Raw genomic sequence first — 16,423 nt, 5'->3', positions numbered from 1 at the left:
AGCGTATCGAGATGGAAAATCCGCGCGCCGATTGGGTTTTCGAAGCCAAGGTGACGATCGTCACTACGCTTAAAATAAGGAGCGGCACCCATCATCTGCTCGGTGTCGACATTTGACCGTTTGAGGATGTCCCTGGGCCAGTTCGTAACATTTACGCGGATATACCCGTTGGAAAAACTATATTTTTCCGTTGTGAATCCATCGAGCGCGCGTCGCGTAGGTGGGCGTGGTCGATGCGTCCGTGTAGGATGGCACGTGCGTTCTGCGAGAATGATAAGGATGATGGTGCGCCCGATTTCGAATCATGCTCGGCGTATGCCAAGCGGTTCCTATTCCAGGCTGCGCTTGGTGCTCATCTCCCTGCTGGCGTGGACGGCCGTCGGCGTCGTTTTCGCGGTACCACGTTTTGCACCGAACGCAGCAGGGTGGTTCGTGCTACGCGCCTCGTTGACGCAGTGGTGGGCGTGGGGGTTGCTGGTTCCGGCGATTATCGCGGTAGATCGACACCTGCCGATCGCCGTGAACAAGCTGGGCACGCGGCTCGCCATTCATATCGTCATTGGCCTTCCCTTTACCCTGATTCAAAGCTACGTGGCCGCGGTGCTTCAGGTCATCGTCGGCGTCATGGCGTGGCCAGACGCAATGAGCTACGGTCCAATGCATGACACGCTGAAAGGAGGATTCCTGTGGAGCCTGCTGGTCTACCTGCTCGTGGTCGGCGGCTGGCAAGCGGTGCAATACAGCCAGCATTATCTTGCTTCGCAACTGCGGCTCGAACGGCTGGAGCGTAATTTTTCCGAAGCGCGTTTGAACGCGTTGCGCATGCAGCTCGATCCGCACTTTCTTTTCAATGCGCTCAATACCGTATCGTCACTGGTCGTCAGTCAACCCAAGCTCGCGCGTAGCATGATCGAACAGTTGGGCGATCTGCTGCGTCTTTCGCTGGAATCGGGAGGTCGGCAGCAAGTACGACTGAGCGAAGAAATGGAATTTCTCGGCCATTACCTCGCGATCCAGAAAACGCGCTTCGGCGACAGCATGCGCGTCATCCTCGATGTTCCCGCTGCCGCGCGTGACATCATGGTGCCAAGTCTGATCTTGCAACCGTTGGTCGAGAACGCGGTTCGCCACGGGTTATCGCCGCGACCGGGCGGCGGCACCATCTGGGTGCGGGTGACGATCGACAATGCCTGGTTATGCATTACGGTCGAAGACGATGGCGTCGGGCTTGGCGATGGCTGGACGGACGATCGGGTGGGCTTGGGTCTTGGCGTTACCCGCGAGCGCATTGCCATGCTCCATCCCACGGAGGGTGCGGGTCTTCGGATTGCTCCGCGCGACGGCGGCGGCACGCGTGTTCGCGTATCGATACCCACGCGTGCAGCAGAGGTGCCAAGCGATGAATGAGCGACAGGCGTATCGGGTTCTTATCGTCGACGACGAGCAGCCGGCTCGCCAGCGTCTACGCGAATTGCTGGACAACGATCCTGATGTTGGCGAAGTGCTGGAAGCGGAGAACGGCCTCGACGCCGTCGAAGCCATCTTGCAGAAGCGGCCTGACATCGCCTTTCTGGACGTCAAAATGCCAGGACTCGACGGCCTTGGCGTGATCGAGACGATCGGCGTCGAGCGCATGCCTGTGATGGTCTTTGTGACAGCCTTCGATCAGCATGCCGTGCGCGCATTCGAGTCGGCGGCCATTGATTATGTGCTCAAGCCCTACGGCGATGAACGCATGGAAGCGGCGTTCTCCCGCGCAAAAACACGCCTGAACGACAGGCACGTGCGCGAGTTCGGTCAGTCAGTGCTCACGCTGCTGGACAGCCGCCGCGTGGACAGGCCATTTCTCGATCGCATCGTTATCCGCGAACGCGATAAGACCCATCTGATTCGCGTCGAATCGATCGACTGCATCGAAAGCGCTGGTGTCTACGTTGCCTTGCACGTAGGGAAGGAACGCCTCATTCATCGTGCCGCGCTCGGCGAACTGGTCGGGCAGCTCGATCCGCACCGCTTTGTTCGCGTGCATCGCTCCACGGTCGTCAACATCGATAGCATTGTGCATCTGGAGCCGGCCACGCACGGAGAATTCGATCTGCTCTTGCGTGGTGGTCAACGCGTGCATGTCAGCCGCACGTTTCGGCCGTTGCTTGAGGCCAGGCTCGGGCAGTCGTTGTAGTTTGGCCTCGCCGACACGAGCGGGTACCCGCCGCTGGGATGCACGTCTGGCCGTTTCGCCACGTAGCCAGTCCAGTTGACAACATTTGCAGGGTTCATTCGGCACATCAATGCCTATGTTGGCTACTCCGGCATACGCCGCCAGCCACATAAATCATCATGCATCGTGTCCCATTTGCGCCGCGCATTTCTTTCCGAGCGTGGCCTCTCAGGCTGAGTATTGCTGCTGTACTTGCGCTTGCCTCGACCGCGCCGCTGAAAGCCGCCGACCGTGCTGCGAGCACAGCACCCATGATCGCGAGTGCCTGGACGACCAAAGGAAACGTTACATTCCTGGCCGATAAAAGCGCCATCGTTATCGCCCAGGGAGGCAGTGCCGAGCTCAACGCAACGACTTTTTCCAGCGGCACGATCGAATTCGATATGAAGTCGCCGGGCGGCAACGTCGGCCTGACGTTTCATATGCGAGGTAATACGGGGGATGCGCTTTACTTCCGACCTTCCGCCGACTGTGCAACGTCGGATGATTGTGTTCAGTACATGCGAATCGACCACGGTATCTTTGAATGGGATTTATTTGGCGACAACCAGGCGCGAGCGCCTTTTAGTGCCAACACCTGGAATCACGTCAAGCTATCCGTGAAGGGTCGATCCATGCACGTTTGGGTTAACGGCGTGCCGGTATCTGCGCCACGCGGCCATCGTCTCGCTGGCGCATTCGACAGCGGCGCGATCAAGCTTCATGGACCGGCCTCCTACGCGCATCTGACGATTACCCCGGCCGCCCCTACCGATACGCCAGAGCGTTCATCGAGTGCCGCCTCAGGCGACGCCCACTTCATCACGCGCTGGCTGGCGGCGAACGCATTCACGATGCCATCCACCTTCGATGCGAGGTTAAGTGAGAAGACAGGCATCGCCCCATCGATTGAATCCCTTCCCGCTGCGGAGGCGTTCAAGCACGTGTTGCATGCCGATCCAACCGGCCTTGTCAACGTGACGGCAGCCCTGGGCGAGTCGCAAAAAGGGAACGCGATCATTGCGGCATGGCTCAAGACAGTGGTGATGTCCGAGCATGCACAGGTCAAACACGTTTCGATCGGATGGACACGCGAAGCGTGGGTCTTCGTAAACGGCAAGCTGGTCTACGCCGACAAGAATCTCTACGGCATTCCGGCCGCAAGCAAGACGCCAGATGGTCGACTATCGCTCGACAACGGAGCGTTTGATTTGCCCTTGAAAAAAGGCCGGAACGAGATCGACGTGCTGCTGGATGATAACTTTGGCGCAGGCGCACAGCATTTCGGCTGGGGCCTGATGATGCGGCTTCCTGACCTCGATGGCATTCAATTGCCCACCAAGTAGGGACGCTCCTCCGTGGACTGCCCACACTGTTTCTTCATCAGATCGGCATAAGGCGCGCAACGCATATGTCGCCTGTGCGTGAACGCGCGCGGCAATGCACATCACGGAGGGGAATGCCTCACAGCCCGGTAACGGCGCGCCGTAAATAGTTGTCCTCAAGCTCAACGGCCGCCGGCGCCCACGCATTTCGCGCAGGACCCTTCGCAGAGGACACTTCCATGCACGACAAATCCGATCCAGCGACCAGCGTTGCGCGGCGCCAGAAAGGTGGCATTGGTTACGTACTGTTGTGGCTGTTGGGCGTGCCGCTGCCTATCTTGATTGTCATTGCGCTAATACGTGGATGCGCCTGATGCATCGTCCTGTGAACGGTCGAGGAGAATAACCATGGTCGATGTGCTGGTAGCTCAGACAGAACGTGCAGGAAGCCCGCTGGCAGCGATGAGCTTTCGCGCCATTTTTGCCGGTTGGCTGGTGGCGACGGGCATCGCGGTGTTGCTTTATGTGGGCGGCCTCGCGATGGGATTTTCAGCGTTCGATGCGTGGAATGCGCCGGCAAGCGCCAGAGGCATCGGCATCGGTACAGCCATCTGGATGGTACTGACCTGGATCGTGTCGCTATGGCTGGGCGGCATGTTCGCCAGCTGGTTTGCGGCGCATGACGACCGCACGATCGGAAGCCTGCACGGCGTGACCGTGTGGGGCCTTTCCGTCACGGTCGTGTTCCTGTGGCTGGCGTTAGGGCTTGGTGCCATGCATCGCGGAGGCAGACCCATGGGACCGGGTATGGGGCCACCCCAAGGTATGCCCATGCCGGCAGGGCTCGCAGCGGGTGCAGCGGGAGCACCGGGCGGTGCATCGCTCGCCGTACTGCAAGCGGATGTTCAAGCCCGGCTCACCACACGCGACCGACAGACCGCCGACTCCATCGTTGCCGCGCTGCTCAGCGGCAACAATGCTGCCGCCGCCACTTTGTTCGCAGCGTCCAATCGAACCAGCACCGCTGATGGCGCAGGCATCGTGGCATCCATCGCCGCGGATGCCCAGGCCGCCCAACTGGACATGAAGCGTCGCGCCGATCGCATGGCCCACAACGTCGCCACTGCACTGTGGATCGGTTTTGCCAGCGTCCTGCTTGGCTTGATCGCTGCCACCTTGGGTGGCTGGGTGGGCGCCCATCACATCGGGCGGATTTACCATCTGCGCACATTCGAGACGTCAGCAAATCACTCAGTGAGGCGATAAATCGTAGAACGGCGACGGTTTCATCCGGCCGTTCTCGTCGAATTCCTGCCAGGCCTTGGCCACCGACGATTGATTCGGGATGGTCACCCTCCGCATCCAACGGCCAAGCACGCGCAGCGCATTGACCACATTGAAGGATTGCGAACCGCCACTGACCTGCATCACAGCCAGCGTTCGCCCTTGCGTGGGCCGAACATTGCCTTCTTCAAGCGGCAACCAGTCGATCTGGTTTTTGAACACGCCAGTGACGGAGCCATGGCGTTCAGGGCTGACCCAGACCTGGCCTTCCGACCACAACGACAGCGCGCGCAACTCCTGCACCTTGGCATGGCTGGCTGGCACGCTGTCGAGCATCGGCAGTTCGTGTGGGTCGAACACACGCGTCTCCGCACCGAAGTGTCGAAGAATGCGCTCAGCCTCAAGCGCCAGTTTTCGGCTGAAGGACTGGGGCCGCAACGAGCCGTACAGGATCAGGATGCGTGGCGCATGGGTGGAACTCGATGGCAGCGACAGCTTTTCCGCGCTGGGGCTATCGAGTAATTCAGTGCTCACGTGCGGCAGATCGGGGAGGGACATAAGGCGGCCTGGGTCCGGTTGCATCGCTTCCATAATTCTATCATTATGGAAATATAGAATGGAAACCCTGACATCCATCCTCGGACCCACGATTCCATGCACCCCTGTCGTGTTCTCTTCATTTGTACGGGCAACTCCGCCCGCAGCATCCTCTCCGAAGCCACGCTCAATCATCTGGGCAACGGGCGGTTTGAGGCGTTCAGCGCGGGCAGTCAGCCCGCGGGACGGGTGAATCCCTATGCCCTGGATGAGCTCGCCAGGGCAGGTATCTCCACGGAAGACCTGTCGAGCAAATCCTGGGATCGATTCGTCGATGAAGGGGTGCCGCCGCTCGATATCGTGATCACGGTATGCGACAGCGCGGCGAAAGAGCCATGCCCTGTTCTCTTCGGGGATTTCGTGCGCACGCACTGGGGCCTCTCCGATCCGGCGGCGGTGCAGGGCAACGCTATCGCCATCAGCCAAGCGTTTCAGCACGCGCATGCGTTGATCACCTACCGCTTGATGGCGCTGCTGAATCTGCCGGTCGAGTCCATGACACGCGATGAACTGCAACACGCGCTCGATCACATCGGTGCGATGGGCGACGATGACGATAAGGAAGGAGACCTCACATGAGCACGGCAGGTACCGAAGTGGCACAGCTTGCGTCAAAGCCCACGGAAATCGGCTTTTTTGAGCACTACCTCACCTTGTGGGTGCTGTTGTGCATTGTGGCCGGTACGCTGCTCGGTCATCTGTTGCCCGGTACGTTCGAAGCCATCGGTCACATGCAGGTGGCTCAGGTCAATTTGCCGGTGGCCGTGCTGATCTGGCTAATGATTATTCCCATGCTGCTGAAGATCGACTTCGGCGCGATGGGACATGTCCGTCGCCAGTGGAAAGGCATTGGAGTAACGCTGTTTATCAATTGGGCGGTCAAACCATTTTCGATGGCGCTATTGGGCTGGATTTTTGTGCGGCATGTTTTTGCCGTTTACCTGCCAGCCGCTCAACTTGATTCGTATGTGGCCGGGCTGATTCTATTGGCCGCCGCACCATGCACGGCGATGGTTTTCGTCTGGAGCAATCTGTGCAACGGCGAGCCCCATTTCACCCTGAGCCAAGTAGCGGTCAACGACGCCATCATGGTCGTTGCCTTTGCGCCGCTGGTCGGCTTGCTGCTGGGAATCTCTGCCATCGTGGTGCCGTGGAATACGCTGATGTTGTCGGTCATGCTCTACATCGTCGTGCCGGTATTGATCAGCGTGGCACTCCGCCACGTGGTGTTATCGCGCGGCGGTCAAAAAGCGCTTCAACACCTTTTGGGTCGCCTTGGCCCCATCTCCCTGACGGCATTGCTGATGACGCTGGTGGTGCTCTTCGGTTTTCAAGGTCAGCAGATTCTTGCTCAACCACTCGTGATCGCGATATTGGCCGTGCCGATCCTGATGCAGGTGTATTTCAATGCCGGGTTGGCGTACGTGCTCAATTGGATGTTTCGAGTCCCACACTGTGTGGCAGCCCCTTCGGCGCTGATTGGTGCAAGCAACTTCTTTGAATTGGCCGTGGCCACCGCTGTCGGTTTGTTCGGCGTGCATTCCGGCGCTGCATTGGCAACCGTCGTGGGCGTCCTGATTGAAGTGCCGGTGATGCTTTCGGTGGTCCGTATCGTCACCGTCAGCAAGGGTTGGTACGAGACGCGAACGGCGTAAGTGGAGAGCGCGAAAGGTCAATTCAACGTATTACACTGCGCTTGCGCCTCCTCACATTTTTTATCCGAATAGTTCAATCACCATCATGCAGACCAAACAAGCCATCATGATCCTTTCAGCGCTCGCGCAAGAATCGCGATTGGCGGTGTATCGGCTGCTGATTGAGCACGCCCCAGAGGGTCTTGCCGCCAGCGTGATCGCAGAAAAACTGGGGCTTGCCAACGCGACGCTCTCTTTCCACCTCAAAGAGCTCTCTCACGCAGGCCTGGTAACCAGTGAACAGGATGGGCGCTTTATCTATTACACCCCGGTGATCGAAGCGATGAACGGTCTGATCGGTTATTTGACTGACAATTGCTGTAGTCAAAGCAAAGCACATTGCGCGGTGGGTTCGACGTCTTGCAAGCCAACCAAGGCCGCTGCCAAAAAAACGCAGCCAAAGGTGTCGGCCTCTTAGCCCGATCTATCCAAAGATTGCAGATAACTGCGGGTGCTGGTTACGAATGAACACCGTGCCGGTTTGAGCTGGTCACGTATTCCGGTTAATGCTGGCACCCGCGCTGGTTCTGGACAGCATTGCCGTCAGCCTATGGATGCCATCTGGGCCGCAATCTCATCCGGAATCAGTCGCTGGACTCGGCCACTTTGTAGCGAAGGAAGGGCCCAATGGCGTCCGATACGGTTCTCGCCTACAAGCTGTCTCGATGCGGCGCTCGTTAACTTGGGATCTTTGACGAGCTTAAAGCGCGGTCCCAATCCGTAGAAAAGATCTAAGCCAAATTTGAATGACAGGACTTTGCGCCACTCTGAGCCAGCGTTGACCGCTTTGATTTGTCCATCGTCTTCTAGGCTCAGCAGCACGCGATTGAAGCACCGCGTCTGCGCATAAAACTCAGTGGCATCCAGATCGAATGCCACTTCGTCGTCGGACGCCAGAGGAAATATCTGCCAGATAAAAACGCCATAAGCTCCGTTGCGATGTCGCAAAGTGGCATGCAGCTTGCGACCATCAATAGCGTGGCATGGAGCGATCGCCCAATGTCAAAGGCGCGTGAGCGATTTCCACGCTCATAAGCTTCCCGAAGCAGCACAACGGTGGCAGCCACAGCATCCAAGTCGGGGCGACTTTCCAGGAGCTTCAACGGCAAGTTGAGAGCGGACCGTCGGACATAATGTCCATACTCCAACGGACCAGGCTTGAAGACTGCCCGCTGTACACCATGGTGCAGGCCACGCAGCAACTCGTCACCACTGTCACCCATCGGCTTGCTCGTATCCAAGACCGTCCACACAGCCCCAGTCAGTATGTCCCCTGATTTGGGAACCACTTGGTTAGCGGCCATGACGGTATCGGCGCCGGGCAAATGCAGAGCCCGTGCGTACTTCGCCCATAGATTGTGGTGCTGCGGCCAACGTCCCTGTACTCGCGACTGGTACGTGTGCGGCTGAACTCGCTTACCCACTCCATAAGCGGTTGTCTGCTGCAGATCATGACGTAGCGTCTCGAACCAAAGACTGCCTGCCAGCACATCGATCGCATCGTGGACCGCATGCGGGCTCTCAGACTCCATCAAACACGTTAGTGTTTGTAGCCGTGCCGGACTGTAATCCTTTATATATTTCAGCGCTTTAGGATATGGCATGACCAAAAATATAGAGTAACCATGGAGGGCCAAGTTCCCTTCTAGCCGATGGCGGCTTGGCTAACTACGCTGCGGTTATGACTGTCCGTGACCCATCTGAAGAGCTGGCGAACATAACGCCTCCTTGGCAGCCGCGCTTGAGCGTGACTTGCTCTCACGTTACGGACCCATGATCGGCCAGGATGAGCTACGTCAGGTATTGGGCTACGCCTCGATGGAAGCTTAGGAAGGCGCTGTCCCGTCGCCAATTGCCAGTACCGGTATTCGCTTTGCCAAATCGACGTGGAAAGTACGCCTTGGTCAAGGATGTGGCTATGTGGCTCGCTTCGATGCGGCGAGGCGCCGTGTTGCCGGCCCGTAAAGTAGCTAAATCATCCAAGCCATAAATGACGTCAGAGGCCCCATGACCTAATCCCACACCGACTAACGTGATTTTTTGAGGCGCAAGAACGACAAAGGCCCGAAAGTCATCACCTTTCGAGCCCTGTCAGATTGCATCAGCCAGATTGAATCACACGTACCACGTAGCGTGATTTAGTCTGGCCCTCTCCCCCGCGCCCTGTCAAGCCGCCTGCTCGCGGCAACGGGCGTGTATGTCTTCCAGAAACCAAGCACCGGTCCTTGAGTGACCGGCTACGGGAGCGTGTTGCCATGACTAAGCTACCCCAGATCGTTCAGTTGATTCTTACAACGCAGCTGAACAGCAGCGACATTGCGCAGTCGATAGCGGCGTCTCGGACCACCGTGACGCGATATCGGCTGATCACTATAGAGAAAAAGTACCTCTGGGCTGATCTGAAAGATCTGCCTGACGATGAACTCGACCGCAGATTCAACAAGATTCCTCGGCGCATGGTTCGACGGCGCATGCCGGATTTCGCATGGGTTCATAACGAACTGCAGAATCCAAGCGTCACGCTACAACTCCTATGGGAGGAGTACAGCTTGGCAGACCCTTCCAATGCACTGTCGTATTCGCAATTCACGGAGCACTACCGTAGCTATCGAAAGACGATCGATCGCATCATGCGGCAAACTCATGTTTCAGGTGAAAAGGCGTTTGTTGACTTCTCCGGCCGCAAACCCGGTTATACAGACATAAAAACCGGTGAGTGGATCGCCGTCGAATTATTCGTTGGTGTGCTCGGGGCCTCCAATTTGACTTACGCGCGGTGCGTCCCGCAGCAAAGTCTTCCTTATTGGATCGCCTGCCATATCAACATGTTTGCGTTCTTCGGTGGCGTTCCGCGGCTATTAGTGCCTGACAACTTGAAGTCCGCGATATCCCGCCCTGGCCGGGATTTCATCACCAACCCCACCTATCGTGAGATGGCGGAACGCTATGGGACAGCGCTGCTGCCGACGCGCACCTATAAGCCCCGAGATAAAGCGAAGGTTGAAGGTGGTGTGTTGATCGTGCAGCGCTGGATCTTGGCTCGATTGCGTCACCAGAATTTCTTTTCGCTCGACGAGCTTAATACGGCCGTTGCGGTACTCGTCAAAGAACTCAACCATCGGTCCTTTAAATGGTTACCGGGTTGCCGCGCTTCCCGATACGAAGACATGGAGCGCTCAGCGATGCTGCCGCTCCCTACGCATCCCTACGAACTGGGTGAGTGGACCGGTCTGATGCGGGTGGATAATGGATACCACATCCTCGTACATGGCCATTGGTACTCCGTACCACATCGCCTGGTGGGCGAGCACGTGGGCGAGATCGACGGCGAACACCGTTGAGATTTTTCATAACCGCATTCGCATCGCGAGCCATGTACATAGCGACGTCGTGGGTGGTCTTACTACCATCCCGGAGCATCAGCCCGAGGCACATCGGGCCTATGCCACCCGTACTCCCGACAACTTCATTACATGGGCCATGCAGATAGGACCTAGCACGGAAGCCATCGTTCGCGCGCAATTTGACCGCGTCGTTCCAGCCTTAGGGTTGCCGGCATGCGACGGTCTTCGCAAACTCGTTCGTAGCTACGGTCCGGAGGAGGTCGAGGCGGCTGCGACACGTGCCATGGAGATCGGCTCGCTCACGGTCAAGAGTGTGCGCTCGTTATTGCGTACGCGACGACACCGCCTTCGACGCGATGATGCGTTGCAGGGCGATCTGCCCCTGCATAACAACGTGCGCGGTTCAGCGTATTACGCCGAAACATCGGAGGATTCGACATGCTAATTCAACAAACCCTAAGTCAGCTGCGTATGTTGCGCCTGAATGCCATGGCAGAAGCCTTGGAACATCAGCGTGATCGTCCGGCGCTGCACGAACTCACCTTCGAAGATCGTCTGGGGATGCTTATAGAAATTGAATGCCAGGCGCGAGATACCCGTCGCATTGATCGCTTGCTAAAACAGGCGCGCCTTAAAGTAAGCGCTGCGCCGGAAGATATCGATTACCGGTCTAGCCGCGGCATTGATAAACGCCAAATAGCGTCACTTCTCACCGGCGATTGGATACAGCGCGGACAAAATATCATTATTACGGGTCCAACCGGTGCTGGAAAAACATGGCTAGCCTGTGCATTGGGTCTCCAGGCAACCCGTCACGGTATGACGGTCGCGTACCGACGACTTCCCCGATTGCTCGAGGACATGGACATTGCACGCGAGGATGGCAGCTTGCCGCGATTCCGCGCGCAGTTGCAGAAAACGCGCATGCTGATCTTGGATGACTGGGGCGTGTCTAAAATGACGGCGCGGGGACGTCAGGATCTGCTGGAAATCATCGACGATCGCGTTGGAATGCTTTCGGTGGTTATCACCGCTCAAATGCCTGTCACCGAATGGCACGTTTACATCGGTGAGCCAACGATTGCGGATGCCATTCTCGATCGCATCGTACATAACGCTCATAGGATCGAGCTGAAGGGTGATTCGATGCGAAAGCAATCAAAGATCTAATCCATAGTGCGGTGCCGGCATGACCTTTCCTTGTGCCGGCAATGTTCACTACGAACCCAGGAGAGCTCGCGGTTAATGGGAACCGAGGGCATGGCTGATTGCTAATCGAGCCGCTAGGACTCTTCTGATTTACCACGATCGTTGCCTGGCATAGGTTCAACGACGCGGGCACAGGCGTGCATGACGCAACCTATCTCCTGTTCGCCGCCATCGCCGCTCGTTAGGGCGGCAGGGACAACCGAAGCACCGATAAGGAAGGCCATCAGTGGCGCGATAGACGCCAGCACGCACCGCATAGCGGCAATCAACGATGACCATGCGCGGATGATCCTGCATGACAATGCCTGCAAGTCCTGCAGCGACGCAAAGATCCAGCGGCTGCTGGCGATTTCCTGGTTAGGCACCTTCATGCGCAACGCGTCACGCAATGCGGCGCACCATACAGTGGCGTATGCAAAAGCAGGCGCGTAGAGTTGAAGGAATGACGGATCGATTGGATGGATACGATGTCCGCAGTGGCAGGTATAGCCAACTACAAATTTGATCAGGTGGAGACCTTGGTCTTTGCTGGCGGCGGCAATCGTTGCTGGTGGCAGGGGGGACTTCTAACCCAGCTGTTCGAATTAGGCTTCGAGCGACCGCAAAGATTCGTTGGAACCAGTGGTGGTGCGGCGGTAGCTGCATCACTTTTGACGCATGGCGCGCAACATGCGCTGGACACATGCATCGCGGCATATGCCGGCAACCGGAGCATCTTCGACTTTTCCCGGCGGCCCAAGCTACGGTTTGCGCACACGACGATCTATCCTGCGTGGATTGCTTCCTTCCTCAACGTTGAATCGTTCTCCAAGTTCCGCACTTCCACGACAACCCTTACGGTTGCGGTGACGCGGCCAACCAAGTTGCTTGGCGTTGGTGGCAGCGTGCTCGCGGGAACGCTTGCATACCTTGTAGAAAAGTATTGGTCCAAGAGCTTGCACCCGAAGCTGCCCAGGCGGCTAGGGCTGCGCCAGGATTTCCTCACGATCTGCGCCGACACATCGATGGACGCCGCCCAGACGTTGCTAGTGGCGTCTGCTACGGCGCCGCCACTCATGCCGGCGCGACGAGTCAATGGAGTTTTCGCCTTAGACGGTGGTTTCGTAGACAGTGTGCCCGTGGAAGAGCAAACGCTTGAGCAGCGTCGCAGAACGCTGGTGCTATTGACGCGCCATTACCCGGGCTTGCCAACGTTGTTCACCTTGGGCGGCAGGACGTACTTGCAGCCGAGCGCGAAGGTGCCCGTTTCGACGTGGGACTGCACGGCTAAAACAGATGTCACACGCGCATTCGAGATGGGACGGCGGGATGCCTTGAGCTCCATGCAGTCCGGGTTACTAACCCAATCGGTTTGAGCGCAGCGTAGAACCCTAGCCGTGACACTTGTCCGTCACGGCTGCTTTGCCGTGCCCCGAAAGGGAGAATAGGAGGATTGCTGCAATGTATTGCATATGCTCAAACAAGTCGCTCGACGACATCGTGCTCGCTCAGAAAGCGAAAGCGCTCCCATTTGAGCAGGCCATTGATCAGTACACCGGCTGCAATGGCGGGTGTGGCTCCTGCATCAGCGAGATCTATGCCCTGTTCGACCGCGAGGGCATTCTCGTGCCCGACTCGGTGGCTGTCTAATCCATCTTGAGGAACATCATGCTATTTCCGGAAATTTTCCATCGTCTGGAGCGGGCTCGTTGGAGTTTGGATACCGACATTCCGTGGAACCAGTTCGACCGCAGCAAGCTAACTGAAAGGCAGTTGCACGGTATCAAGATGAACGCCATTGCCGAGTGGTCGGCGATGCCAACGGCAGAGATGTTTCTGCGGGATAATCAGCACGATGTGGATTTTTCAGCGTTCATGTCGATCTGGTTTTTCGAGGAGCAGAAGCACAGCCTCACGCTTCTCGAGTACCTGCGCCGCTTCGCGCCGGAGTTCTCCCCGACGGAGGAGGAGCTTGCGGCGGTCCGGTTTGAGTTTGAGCCGGCACCTGCGCTCGAAAGCTTGGCGCTTCATTTTTGCGGTGAAATTCGCCTGAATCATTGGTACCGGTGTGCGTCCGCATATCACACTGAACCCGTCATCAAGCACATTTACACGGTGCTGGCGAATGACGAAGCCCGTCACGCACGCGTCTACTACGACTATATGCGGCGAGCCATATCGCGTCAGGGCGATGACGCCTACCGTGCTTTCTCAAAGATCGGCGTCCTGATGACCAACGCGCGTTTGAACCGCGCAATGCACCCGACAAATCTGCACGTCAATCGATCGCTCTATCCGAACGACACGGTCAACGGCCGCATGCCCGATCCGGAATGGGTGGAAATCTGGCTGAACGATGAGATCTGCTTCGATCGCTCCTGGGAATCGAAGGTTGAGGACGCGATTCTCATGAACCTGTCTTCCGCCTTCGGCGAGACCTTCACGACATCGCACGATCTACGCCGCTTCAACAAGAAGCTGAAGTCCTCAGAACTGGAAGCGGGGCACTAATCCATGGCCACGCAATCGGATATCTCCTACCACTACGACGTGGATAACGCCTTCTACGAGCTTTTTCTCGACAAGGCACATATGGCTTACAGCTGCGGCGTCTGGGACGGAGCCACTAACCTTGAGCATGCCCAGCAACAGAAGCTGGCCCGCATCGCTACTTTCGCTAACGTCGGCGCGACCCACCGCGTCATGGATGTGGGATGCGGCTGGGGCGGATTGATCCGCTACGCCCTCGACCAGCGTGGCGCCGCGTCGGCCGTCGGATTGACTCTGAGCACGGATCAGTTCAACTACATCACCCAGGGAGCCCGCGAAGACATCGCGGTTGAGCTTCGTTCGTGGGCCGATTATCCGGTGCCCACTGAGAAGTTCGATGCAGTGATGTCTGTTGGCGCCTTCGAGCATTTCGCCTCTATGGAAGACCGCACACGAAATGAGCACCGGACGATTTATCGCAAGTTCTTCCAGTGGTGCTCCGACATCTCTGTCGACAACGCTAGCCTCGGGCTTCAGACGATCATCACTAACCGGCTGCCCCGCGACTTGAGCGAAGTCCGTGATGTGCGCTTCCTGCTTGAAGATGTATTCAAGGGCTCGGTGCTACCGAGCGTCGATGACGTCCTGATGTCCTGTAACGGCATCTATGAAGCGACTGAACTTAGGCGTATTGGTAAGGATTACGCACGCACACTTCGTGAGTGGAAGGCCAGGTTGATCGAAAACCGTACCGTCGTCGTTGAGCGCTATGGCGAGGATCTATTCATGCACTATGACCGCTACTTCGATGCGGCAGAGCGCGGGTTCAGTTCCGGTCTCGTGGATCTTCTGCAGATCTCCTTGCGCAAGAAGCCCGCCGCTCAGGCCAGGCTTGCCAGAGTTTGCCAGGGATGAGTGCCAGCGACACGATTTGCGTTTCACGGATCTTCCGGCCAAAGCCATACGAAGTTGACTTCACGGGGTTCCTTAGCAACACCGTGGCGCTTCGCTGGATGGAGGATATGCGCGTCGACATGATGCGCGACGCGTTCGCATCCTTTGGCCATGAGCTACGAGAGAACCTTTCCGTTATCGCAGAAGCGCATATCAATTACCTCCGACCCATCACGTACACTGACGTGATTGTCGGACAGCTTAGCATCGCACTACTTAGCCTCGTGAAGTGGCGCGTCGATTTCACATTTCGTTTCGCTGACCGTGATGTCAAAGCCATCACTGCACACCAGGTTGGGGTCTTTATCGACGCGGAATCCCATAGGCCACGGAAGATTCCATCGCCTCTGGTTGACGCGATAGGGAACGTTCCCAGAACACCCACAGGCTACGCCCTACAACACCACGCCACTATCGAGGCGATATGAGTAACGAAACCATTCAGCAGCCACCCGCTCCTGCCCGGGTCGGATATCAGAAGAATGCCTCCTTGTTGGCGGTCAAATTGGCGTTGCGTGTGGTGCGCGCTGTGTCCAGCGAGGCTGCGGCCAAGTTGGCGCTGAAGCTGTTCCTGACGCCACCAAAGCATAGGCCATCGGCTAAAGAGCAGTCGCTGATTGAAAAAGCCGTGACGCACAGATTGATGGTGGCTGGCAAAGATGTGGCGGTGTACGAATGGGGGGCTGGTGAGAAGCTCATTCTCCTTTGCCATGCCTGGGGTGGAAGGGGTGGCCAACTGGGTGCGTTTGTGGCGCCGCTCATCGCGCGTGACTATCGCGTTGTCGCGTTTGATGCACCTGCTCATGGGGCATCCACAGGGAACCGCACCGATATGGTGGAGTACGCCTCCACAGTGAAAGCCATTGCCAATCAATTTGGACCGCTATGGGGAATCCTAGGCCACTCGTTCGGAGCGGGCAATGTCGTTTACGCCTCTCACGATTTCGACGTGCAGGCACCGAAGATGGTTCTCATCGGCTGCTTCTCGAACGCCATCTGGGTTACTGAGGCATTCGGTACGCTACTGGGCATCCCGGAAGCCGTCGTAGCCCGCATGCGTGCCCTCCTGGAAGCCGAGCACCCGGGAAAACTCTATTGGGACAAGCTTTCTATCAGCGCGATGCTGGCCAGTCTCAATAGACCAACGCTGCTCATTCACGACGAAGACGATCAGGAGATCCCGTATTGGAATGCTGAACTTCTCCGTAAGGAAAGCCCGTGCAAGACGGAACTCTACTCAACGAAGGGGTTCGGCCATCGCCGCATCGTGCGCAATGATGCGGTAGTCGAGCGTGCCGTTGAGTTTCTGACTGCAGCCTCTGCTTAAACGATAAAACAACGGCGCCCGCC

Annotated in this window: 18 protein-coding genes and 1 pseudogene; 16 read left to right on the top strand and 3 right to left on the bottom strand. The window is 57.5% G+C overall.

What is annotated here, in order from left to right:
• Nucleotides 1–348 precede the first annotated feature (348 nt).
• The 5 genes from DWU98_RS09880 (at nt 349) to DWU98_RS09865 (ending at nt 4,788) form a co-directional block, all read left to right on the top strand.
• Nucleotides 349–1,407, top strand: a complete 1,059-nt coding sequence (locus tag DWU98_RS09880) for a sensor histidine kinase (protein ID WP_158545023.1) — start codon at nt 349–351, stop codon at nt 1,405–1,407.
• Nucleotides 1,400–2,179, top strand: coding sequence for a LytR/AlgR family response regulator transcription factor (locus tag DWU98_RS09875; RefSeq protein ID WP_115495372.1), 780 nt, complete (start codon nt 1,400–1,402; stop codon nt 2,177–2,179). Before DWU98_RS09880 ends, DWU98_RS09875 begins: the two co-directional genes overlap by 8 nt.
• A gap of 290 nt (nt 2,180–2,469) precedes the next feature.
• Complete coding sequence (locus DWU98_RS09870; protein ID WP_158545022.1) at nt 2,470–3,543, top strand: 3-keto-alpha-glucoside-1,2-lyase-like domain-containing protein; 1,074 nt, start codon at nt 2,470–2,472, stop codon at nt 3,541–3,543.
• A gap of 218 nt (nt 3,544–3,761) precedes the next feature.
• Nucleotides 3,762–3,896 (top strand): hypothetical protein, encoded by a 135-nt coding sequence (locus tag DWU98_RS22420; protein WP_268990236.1) that lies wholly within the window; start codon nt 3,762–3,764, stop codon nt 3,894–3,896.
• Between the two features lie 34 nt (nt 3,897–3,930).
• The gene (locus DWU98_RS09865) at nt 3,931–4,788 is read left to right on the top strand and encodes a hypothetical protein (RefSeq protein WP_115495370.1); all 858 of its coding nucleotides are present in this window, start codon (nt 3,931–3,933) and stop codon (nt 4,786–4,788) included.
• On the opposite strand, the pseudogene arsH reads toward DWU98_RS09865, so the two are convergent.
• A pseudogene (arsH, locus tag DWU98_RS09860) lies at nt 4,789–5,364 on the bottom strand (arsenical resistance protein ArsH); the annotation flags it as partial.
• 96 nt (nt 5,365–5,460) lie between these two features.
• On the opposite strand from arsH, the gene DWU98_RS09855 reads away from it, so the two are divergent.
• The 3 genes from DWU98_RS09855 (at nt 5,461) to DWU98_RS09845 (ending at nt 7,515) form a co-directional block, all read left to right on the top strand.
• Nucleotides 5,461–5,982: an arsenate reductase ArsC gene (locus tag DWU98_RS09855; protein ID WP_115495369.1), complete on the top strand. Its 522-nt coding sequence runs from the start codon at nt 5,461–5,463 to the stop codon at nt 5,980–5,982.
• Entirely contained in the window at nt 5,979–7,058 is a 1,080-nt protein-coding gene (gene arsB / locus DWU98_RS09850; RefSeq protein WP_115495368.1) for an ACR3 family arsenite efflux transporter, read from the top strand. The genes DWU98_RS09855 and arsB overlap by 4 nt, the downstream gene beginning before the upstream one ends.
• A gap of 85 nt (nt 7,059–7,143) precedes the next feature.
• The gene (locus DWU98_RS09845; RefSeq protein ID WP_115495367.1) at nt 7,144–7,515 is read left to right on the top strand and encodes an ArsR/SmtB family transcription factor; all 372 of its coding nucleotides are present in this window, start codon (nt 7,144–7,146) and stop codon (nt 7,513–7,515) included.
• 125 nt (nt 7,516–7,640) lie between these two features.
• Here the strand turns inward: DWU98_RS09845 and DWU98_RS09840 are convergent, their stop codons facing one another.
• Entirely contained in the window at nt 7,641–8,045 is a 405-nt protein-coding gene (locus tag DWU98_RS09840; protein WP_147293280.1) for a hypothetical protein, read from the bottom strand.
• A 1,307-nt stretch (nt 8,046–9,352) separates the two neighbouring features.
• On the opposite strand from DWU98_RS09840, the gene istA reads away from it, so the two are divergent.
• On the top strand, nt 9,353–10,438 hold the full coding sequence (gene istA, locus DWU98_RS09825; protein ID WP_115495364.1) for an IS21 family transposase: 1,086 nt from the start codon (nt 9,353–9,355) through the stop codon (nt 10,436–10,438).
• Between the two features lie 441 nt (nt 10,439–10,879).
• A complete protein-coding gene (gene istB, locus DWU98_RS09815; protein WP_115495362.1) occupies nt 10,880–11,611 on the top strand; it encodes an IS21-like element helper ATPase IstB in 732 nt (243 codons plus the stop codon).
• A gap of 113 nt (nt 11,612–11,724) precedes the next feature.
• On the opposite strand, the gene DWU98_RS21680 is transcribed toward istB, so the two are convergent.
• Nucleotides 11,725–12,021 carry a hypothetical protein gene (locus DWU98_RS21680; RefSeq protein WP_147293279.1) on the bottom strand — a complete coding sequence of 99 codons (297 nt, stop codon included), beginning with the start codon at nt 12,019–12,021 and terminating at the stop codon, nt 11,725–11,727.
• Nucleotides 12,022–12,108: 87 nt separating this feature from the next.
• Between DWU98_RS21680 and DWU98_RS09810 the strand changes: the two genes are divergently transcribed.
• From DWU98_RS09810 to DWU98_RS09785, 6 genes are all read left to right on the top strand, one after another.
• Nucleotides 12,109–13,005, top strand: a complete 897-nt coding sequence (locus tag DWU98_RS09810) for a patatin-like phospholipase family protein (RefSeq protein ID WP_230474782.1) — start codon at nt 12,109–12,111, stop codon at nt 13,003–13,005.
• An 85-nt stretch (nt 13,006–13,090) separates the two neighbouring features.
• The gene (locus DWU98_RS09805; RefSeq protein WP_115495361.1) at nt 13,091–13,279 is read left to right on the top strand and encodes a (2Fe-2S)-binding protein; all 189 of its coding nucleotides are present in this window, start codon (nt 13,091–13,093) and stop codon (nt 13,277–13,279) included.
• Nucleotides 13,280–13,297: 18 nt separating this feature from the next.
• Entirely contained in the window at nt 13,298–14,140 is an 843-nt protein-coding gene (locus DWU98_RS09800) for a ferritin family protein (RefSeq protein ID WP_115495360.1), read from the top strand.
• A gap of 3 nt (nt 14,141–14,143) precedes the next feature.
• Nucleotides 14,144–15,034, top strand: coding sequence for an SAM-dependent methyltransferase (locus tag DWU98_RS09795; RefSeq protein ID WP_115495359.1), 891 nt, complete (start codon nt 14,144–14,146; stop codon nt 15,032–15,034).
• Complete coding sequence (locus tag DWU98_RS22555) at nt 15,031–15,501, top strand: acyl-CoA thioesterase (protein WP_115495358.1); 471 nt, start codon at nt 15,031–15,033, stop codon at nt 15,499–15,501. The genes DWU98_RS09795 and DWU98_RS22555 overlap by 4 nt, the downstream gene beginning before the upstream one ends.
• Complete coding sequence (locus DWU98_RS09785; protein ID WP_115495357.1) at nt 15,498–16,400, top strand: alpha/beta fold hydrolase; 903 nt, start codon at nt 15,498–15,500, stop codon at nt 16,398–16,400. The genes DWU98_RS22555 and DWU98_RS09785 overlap by 4 nt, the downstream gene beginning before the upstream one ends.
• The last annotated feature ends 23 nt before the right edge of the window (nt 16,401–16,423 follow it).

It is taken from the genome of Dyella monticola, assembly GCF_003363155.1.
In the GTDB taxonomy this organism is placed as follows: domain Bacteria; phylum Pseudomonadota; class Gammaproteobacteria; order Xanthomonadales; family Rhodanobacteraceae; genus Dyella_B; species Dyella_B monticola.
This window is presented reverse-complemented; position numbering and strand designations above follow the sequence as displayed.